Below are 7,508 nucleotides of genomic sequence, written 5' to 3'. Positions count from 1 at the left end.
GCAGTCGGTGATAGCTTCTCTAAGCGCCCGGTTCATCGAGCACGAATCGATGTCCCGCTGCGGCTCCCGGGCCACCGTAAAGAATATCGTAGGCACTGGCCACACCGAATGTTGTAGCGTCATACGCCAGCAAGCCGGTTACCTGACGACAGGCTTTGGCATTGCCCGCTATTTCGCCCGCACAACCGGTCGCAGCCGGACCGCCAGCGGACGAAGTATCACGCCCGAAACTGTAGGTTGTACCCACGGTAAAACCAGAAAAAGTGCCGAGATAACCGATCGCGTTATCGCTACGCGCATTTGGCAGATAAGAATCCAGACTACTGATGGAAAAGATATTCGGTCCCATCACGTCCGATTTCAGCGACGCCAGATAAGTCATATTGACTTGCCGCCCAAACATGATCGCGCCATAACCATTCTTCAAGCCGACATACGACTGGCGTCCGAACAAGCGATTGCCCTGCCCCATGCTACCGGTGTCAGGTGCGAAGCCACTCTCCAGCACAAACATTGCCTGCAGACCACCGCCCAGATCTTCCGTGCCTTTGAAACCGATGCGGGACGGGAATGTGCCCGTCAGCGAAGGTATTCTCACGACCGAATTACCCGCCGCGTTGGCATGGGTGACGTATTCAACACCGGTATCGATGATCCCGTACATGGTCACCTGCGATTGCGCCAGCACTGCCGAGGTGACAAACACGGTCGATACTGCCACGATGGCATTGCCTATTAATTTTTTCATGCACTGTCCCCTGATTGTTTTAAGAAAATTGTTTTATTATTTTTTACAACGTATTGCGGCAGCCCACTTATGCTTGTTGTGGGAGAACCGAAGCACTAGCCTCTTGGTGATGTGCCGATGCCGAATGTTGATGATTGATGAGAAGCACCGCAATCATGGCGATGACCGCCGGAATAGCGATTGCCATGAAGTTCATTTCCAACGGCAATGCCATGCCCACCAGCGTACCAATGACGATGGGGGCCAGAATCGCACCACTACGCCCTACTCCAGAAGCCCAGCCGATCCCGGTCGAGCGTATCGCCATGGGATAGAACTGACCGGCATAAGCGTACGTCACGATTTGCGTGCCGATGGTGGAGGCACCCGCCAGACCAACTAAAAGGAACAGCGCCTCGGTCGGCACTTGATGACCCAGCAGCGTGATGGATACGGCAGCGAGCGCATACATGCCGACCAGAACATATTTAATGTGAAAGCGGTCCGCCAGCCAGCCGCCACCCACCGCACCAATGACCGCGCCAAAGTTGAGTACCAATACAAAGGTAAGCGCTGAGCCGAGGCTGTAACCGGCACTTGCCATCAACTTGGTCAACCAGGAACTGAGCGCATAGACCATGAACAGACACATGAAAAAAGCCAGCCAAAACATCAGCGTGCTAAAACCCCGGCCATCCTGAAACAGCTTACCAATCTGTGCGCCTTCGGCCCTGTCTTCTGCTGGCAAAGCGAATTGGTCATTTGCACCCGGCCGATAAGTCGGCTCGATACGCGCAACAATCGCTTTGAGTTCTTCGATGCGATTATTTTTGATCAGATACGGCATCGACTCCGGCAACCATTTCAGGATGAACGGGACCAGAATAATGGGAAAACCTGCCGCCAAAAATACCGAAGACCAGCCGTAAGTTGCGATCAGTCCTTTACCCAGCAACGCGGCCAACATGCCTCCTACGGCGTAGCCACTGAACATCAGCGTGACCATCGTCGAACGGATGCGTTTTGGTGCATATTCCGTCATTTGTGCGACGACATTGGGCATGACGCCACCAATCCCCAGCCCGGCAAGAAAGCGCATGGCACTAAACGTGTAAGGATCGTGGCTGAAGCCAGCCGCTGCGGTAAAGATACTGAACAAACCTATACAAATGGCGATGGCTTTACGTCGGCCAATTTTGTCAGCAATAGTGCCCATGAATATGGCACCGAACATCATCCCGAACAGGGCCGCGCTGACCATAAAGCCCGCATTTTGCGCCGTCACGCCCATGTCCTTCATGATCGAAGGAACCGCGATACCCGCTACGGCAAGATCGTAACCATCAAAGATGATGATAAGGGCACACCATAGCAATACCCCAACATGAAAAGCATTGAACCGTGCTTCATCGGCGAGTGTGTGTACATCAATTTGACGCATAGTTATATCTCCCTTTTATGAACATCGTCGAGGGATATCGTCGATGTATTATTTATAGTTTTTTGAACCACTCTGAAGACCGCCTGAGTGATATTCGAAGAATATATAGCTGTTATAACAACGTCCAACACCCATTAAGTATCTGTTTAATACTTCGCAGGTATGGAGTGCATGGGGTGAGTTTAAGACGCTGTTTGAGGGGCTTTCGACAGACGTGATTTGGCTATGGATCGGCCTGTATCTTGTGGATACATTGGGCGACCACCATGCACCATGGCTTACTGCATCAATCGCGCCAAGCTGAAATTCAGGCCATCAAAAAATCAGATAAAGCCCGCGTAAATAATTGTTCAGCTTCGATATTCGAGATGTGCGATGCAGGCAAGACTGTGATATTGGCATGCATGATTTGTTGCTGCATCAGCACCGCTTCAACTTCCGTTGTGACCGGATCGTATTGACCGACGATGATTAACGTGGGATGGGCAATGAGGTGGATTTGATCGCGCAAATCAGCCGCTGCCAGCGCCTCACAACAACTCGCATAACCCTCCGTATTTTCAGAGCGTAACCTGGCAATCATTGTGCCGATGACGGCGGCCTTTGTCTCTATAAATGCGGGACTAAACCAGCGTGAAGCCGTGCTGTCGGCAATCGCACCCAGACCTTCAGCTCTGACGGTCTGTGCACGGCTAGTCCAGCCATCGGTGGTCCCGACTTTGGCGGCAGTGTTGGCGATGACCAACTTTTGCAGACGCTCTGGCGCGTGAATACCTAGCCATTGCCCAATGACGCCGCCCATCGACAAACCACAAAAATGCGCTTTTTCGATCTCAAGAAAATCCAGCAAGGCGATCACGTCCTGACCTAATTGCTGCAATTGATAAGGCCCTTTGGGACTCGAGGACTGACCATGCCCACGGGTGTCGTAGCGAATGACATAAAAATCATTCGCCAGCGCATCGGCCTGCGCCTGCCACATGCCGTGATCCGTTCCCAGCGAATTCGAAAAAACGATCGCGGGATGTTCAGGGTTGCCTTCGGCAACAAAAAAAATCTCGGTGTGATTGATGTGTGCAACCGGCATGGTGTTCCCTGAGTCTATCGATGTGAATGGATTGAAATTTTATCTGAACAGGACTTCCGCAAAATTGTTCCAGCAAGGCAGACCTTTGATGCCAGTACGAACGGTGTAGCAGGGAATTCGAACTGCATGCAGTTCGCCTGCTAAACGGGTTGTGCCTGCCAGCACAACCGCGTCCTGCAAGGAAGGCTAGGCGGGCGTAACGCCGCTAGGGCGGTTTTGCGGAAGTCCTTAGCCTTGATCGCCGCCACCGACTGGCAGCACCGTGCCAGTAATATAAGAAGATTCATCCGAAGCCAAAAACAAGATTGCGTTGACTTGCTCGGCTATCGTCCCATAGCGATGCATCAGACTGGTGGCGACGGTCTGATCGATAATCCCCTGATACCACATCTCCTCATCCTTGCTCAGAGGATGGGCATTGCGCGGTATTTTGCGCGGCGGCGCTTCTGTGCCGCCGGTTGCCACGGCATTGACCCGGATACCATCCTCGGCATGCTCAAATGCCAGACTGGCGGTGAGCGCATTGACGCCCCCTTTGGCGGCAGCATACGGCGCGCGATTAATGCCGCGTGTGGCAATCGACGAGACATTGACGATCACGCCTTTTTTCTGCGCGATCATCACCGGCAATGCAGCACGACAGGACCACAGGGTCGGAAATAAGGAACGCCGAATCTCGGCTTCGATTTGCGCTTCTTCGTATTCCTGATAGGGCTTGGCCCAGATGGTGCCGCCGACGTTGTTGATCAGAATATCGACGCGTCCGAATGCGGCCATGCTTGCGTCGACCATCTGGCGTGCACCGGCGTAGGTTTCCAGATCTACATTGACGACAATTGCCTCGGCGTTTAATGCGCTGATGTCGGCGGCCACGTCATTGATCAATGCGGAACGATCAGCCAGCACGACCTGCCCACCTTCACGCGCAATCGCTAACGCGACACCGCGTCCGATACCTTGCGCAGCGCCGGTGACGATGACGACTTTGTTGTGGAAACGTTGGGTATGGGACATGTTTAACTTCCGCTACTTGCTGAAAATTTTTCGTAATGAAAATTGGCTGGCTTGACACCGATCTTGTCTAACCAGTTTCTGACCGCATCGACCATCGCGACGGGGCCACACAGATAGATATCGACGTCGCCATCATTGAGCCAGTCAGTCTCGACATGCCCGGTAACGTAACCTTTGCGCGCATGCTGGCTGTCCTCGGCGGCGACGCAAGTCCGGTATGTGAATTGGGGATGCTGAGCGGCGATCTGATCGAGTTGTTCGAGTGCGACCAGATCGGTGTCATTGGTGACGCCAAAGATCATCCGTACCGGTTGCGCAAAGCCGTCAGCGGCCAGCACATCGAGCATCGACAAAAATGGCGCAATGCCAGTGCCGCCTGCAAGAAACAATACCGGTCGTGTCACTGCCCGCAAATAAAAGCTGCCGTAAGGGCCTGAGAAGGCGATGGGCTGACCCGGTTGTGCTTCTTCGGCCAAAAACTGACTCATTCTTCCGTTCGGTACATTGCGCACCACGAAGTCTGCTTGTGCAGCGCCCGGCGGTGAACTGAAGGAATAAGAGCGCGTCAGGGTAGTGCCGGGAATTTCCAGATTCACGTATTGACCCGGAAGGAAATCGAGGCCGGATTGATTATCCAGATTGATAGAGAAATTAATCGTCGAGTCAGAAAAATGTCGCACCGAACCGACGCTGCCGGCGTAGCGCGAAACGCCTGTCTTGCATGCGCCCGAAGTGGCTGGAATCTGCACCACGCAATCGGACTTCGGGCGCATCTGGCACGCCAGAATAAAGCCCGCTGCCGCATCCTTGGCATCCAGCGCATCTTCGATATAACTGGACTCGGGTAAATCATACTTGCCCGACTCACAAAAACCCCGGCAAGTACCGCAAGCGCCATCGCGGCAATCGAGCGGAATATTGATTTTCTGACGATAAGCGGCATCGGACAGCTTTTCGTTTTCGTTACATGCAATAAAGCGGGTGATGCCGTCTTCGAATTGCAGTGCAATGTTGTAGCTCATCGCCTTGTCTCCTGAGTATTCTTTTAAATGTGATAAATGTCGATAACCTGATTGATGTAATCGTTTTTCAGCACCACGTATTTGTTCAAAATTATCGGACTGTCGCCGGAAAAATCAATGATGTAGCGCGACATGCCGAAATAGCTGTAGTTGGTTTTATACCGGTGACTCAGCGTCTGCCAGTTAAAGCGCACCGTGCAAATATCGCCGTCCCGTGATTCCAGCTCGACGTTGGCGACGTTGTGACAGGTGCGCGTGTCGGGCATGGTGGCGCTGGAGCGCTCGGTCTTGATGCGAAATACCCGATCTTCCAGTCCCTGACGATTCGGATAAAAGATCAGCGAAATTTCGCGTTGCGGGTTGGTGACCAGTTTGTCGTCGTCATCCCATGACGGCATCCAGAACTGGGCATCAAGGTGGTAGCAAGCTAGCCACTCGTCCCATTGTTCATCATCGAGCAACCGGCTTTCATAGTATAAAAAGCTGCTGATGTCAGTGAGGCTAATAGTCTTCATGCTTGCGCTCCCTCTTCTTGCAAGGCTTTTTTCATCACGTCTAGCCAATACCGATGCTGGATTGTGTACAGACCTTCATCTTCGGTTTTGACACCGCTCATCAAGGGCTTCAAACCGAGTTCTTTAGCGGCATCATCGGCGCCTTCAATCCAGTGTTGCGAGCCGCGGCACATATCGTTCCACGGTGCGGCAATACCCGCATAGCCCTGCTGGCAAGCCCGGAATTCTTCCAGGTCGTCCGGTGTTGCCATCCCGCTGACATTGAAAAAATCTTCATATTGGCGGATGCGATGCGTACGTGCCTGGTCGGACTCTCCTTTCGGAGCAATGCAATAAATCGTCACTTCGGTTTTATTCACGGAAATCGGCCGTAAGACGCGAATTTGTGAGCCGAACTGATCCATCAAATACACGTTTGGATACAGGCAAAGATTGCGCGAACGCTCGATCATCCAGTCCGCCGTGGCAGGCCCGAAGTTCTTGGCAAATTCGTCGCGGCGGGGATAGTTGGGCCGGTCTTGTGGGTTCGCCCATTTCGTCCACAGGACCAGATGCCCATGTTCAAAAGCATAAAACCCGCCGCCCTGCTTGCCCCATTTTCCGGCATCCATGGCGCGGACATTATCTTCACGGGTCGCGTCGGCTTCCTTGCGGCGATTGGTGGTGGCGGCATAGTTCCAGTGCACGGCCGAGACGTGATAGCCATCGGCACCGTTTTCGGCTTGCAGCTTCCAGTTGCCGTCAAAGGTGTAGGTGGAGGCCCCGCGCAATACTTCGAGGCCATCCGCCGACTGGTTGACGATCATGTCGATGATCTTGCCTGCTTCACCCAAAAACTCGGCCAGTGGCAGTACGTTTTCATTGACGCTGCCAAACAGAAAGCCTTTATAGTTTTCAAAGCGTGCGACTTTTTTCAGATCATGCGAGCCTTCTTTATTGAAGCACTCCGGATAACCGGCTTCTTCAGGATCTTTGACCTTGAGCAGCTTGCCGCTGTTATTGAAAGTCCAGCCATGAAACGGACAGGTGTAGGTCGCTTTGTTACCGCGTTTATGGCGGCACAACTGCGCACCCCGATGGCTGCAGGCATTGATGAAGGCATTCAATTCACCCTGACGATTACGCGCAATAAAGACCGGTTGACGACCGATATGGGTGGTGTAGTAGTCATTGTTATTCTGAACCTGGCTTTCATGGGCCAGGTAAATCCAATTACCTTCAAAAATATGCTTCATTTCGAGTTCAAATAAAGCATCATCAGTGAAGGCGCTACGATGCAAGCGATAGTCACCTTTATCTTTATCTTCAATCAGATAGGCGTCGAGGTCTTTGAGCTTGGGCGTGTTGTCAGGGTAAATCGGGATCATGATCAATTCCTTCTGTTTAGAAAAAGGGCAGTGCATAGTCACTGCCCGTTTTTTATTACGCAGCAGCCCGAATGCGCTCAACTTCACTAGTCGGCGCAGCAGGGGTTTCTGAGTACAGATGAAAATCAAAATCTATCGATGAGAACGGCTGGCTCAACTCTTTTGCAGCAAGTTCTTTTTCGCTCGTGATTTTGTGGATCGCTGGCACCAGACCTTCGCGGCTGGCGAAGGCAAAGTCATCCCACAGGTATTCGTCGCCATCGATATTGATTTGCGTGGTCAGCTTGCGATGGCCGGCACCGGTGATAAAGAAATGGATGTGCGCAGGACGGCGA

General features: G+C 52.6%; 7 protein-coding genes and 1 pseudogene. All 8 read right to left on the bottom strand.

Annotated features, from left to right (window positions below):
• Positions 1-52: 52 nt before the first annotated feature.
• A pseudogene (locus ACVBEF_RS19645) lies at positions 53-748 on the bottom strand (porin); the annotation flags it as partial.
• 67 nt (positions 749-815) lie between these two features.
• Positions 816-2,168, bottom strand: a complete 1,353-nt coding sequence (locus ACVBEF_RS19640; RefSeq protein ID WP_447125606.1) for an MFS transporter — start codon at positions 2,166-2,168, stop codon at positions 816-818.
• A 307-nt stretch (positions 2,169-2,475) separates the two neighbouring features.
• On the bottom strand, positions 2,476-3,255 hold the full coding sequence (gene pcaD, locus ACVBEF_RS19635; RefSeq protein WP_447125605.1) for a 3-oxoadipate enol-lactonase: 780 nt from the start codon (positions 3,253-3,255) through the stop codon (positions 2,476-2,478).
• Between the two features lie 228 nt (positions 3,256-3,483).
• Positions 3,484-4,269, bottom strand: a complete 786-nt coding sequence (locus ACVBEF_RS19630; RefSeq protein ID WP_447125604.1) for a 1,6-dihydroxycyclohexa-2,4-diene-1-carboxylate dehydrogenase — start codon at positions 4,267-4,269, stop codon at positions 3,484-3,486.
• 2 nt (positions 4,270-4,271) lie between these two features.
• The gene (gene benC, locus ACVBEF_RS19625) at positions 4,272-5,291 is read right to left on the bottom strand and encodes a benzoate 1,2-dioxygenase electron transfer component BenC (RefSeq protein ID WP_447125603.1); all 1,020 of its coding nucleotides are present in this window, start codon (positions 5,289-5,291) and stop codon (positions 4,272-4,274) included.
• A 23-nt stretch (positions 5,292-5,314) separates the two neighbouring features.
• Positions 5,315-5,806, bottom strand: a complete 492-nt coding sequence (benB, locus tag ACVBEF_RS19620) for a benzoate 1,2-dioxygenase small subunit (RefSeq protein WP_447125602.1) — start codon at positions 5,804-5,806, stop codon at positions 5,315-5,317.
• Positions 5,803-7,173, bottom strand: a complete 1,371-nt coding sequence (gene benA, locus ACVBEF_RS19615) for a benzoate 1,2-dioxygenase large subunit (protein ID WP_447125601.1) — start codon at positions 7,171-7,173, stop codon at positions 5,803-5,805. The genes benB and benA overlap by 4 nt, the downstream gene beginning before the upstream one ends.
• A 55-nt stretch (positions 7,174-7,228) precedes the next feature.
• Positions 7,229-7,508 (bottom strand): dioxygenase family protein (locus tag ACVBEF_RS19610; RefSeq protein ID WP_447125600.1); only part of this gene is annotated, 280 nt, incomplete at its 5' end.

The organism is Glaciimonas sp. GG7, assembly GCF_052976905.1.
The sequence above is the reverse complement of the archived record's forward strand: the minus strand, read 5'-3'. Positions and strand labels throughout refer to the sequence as shown.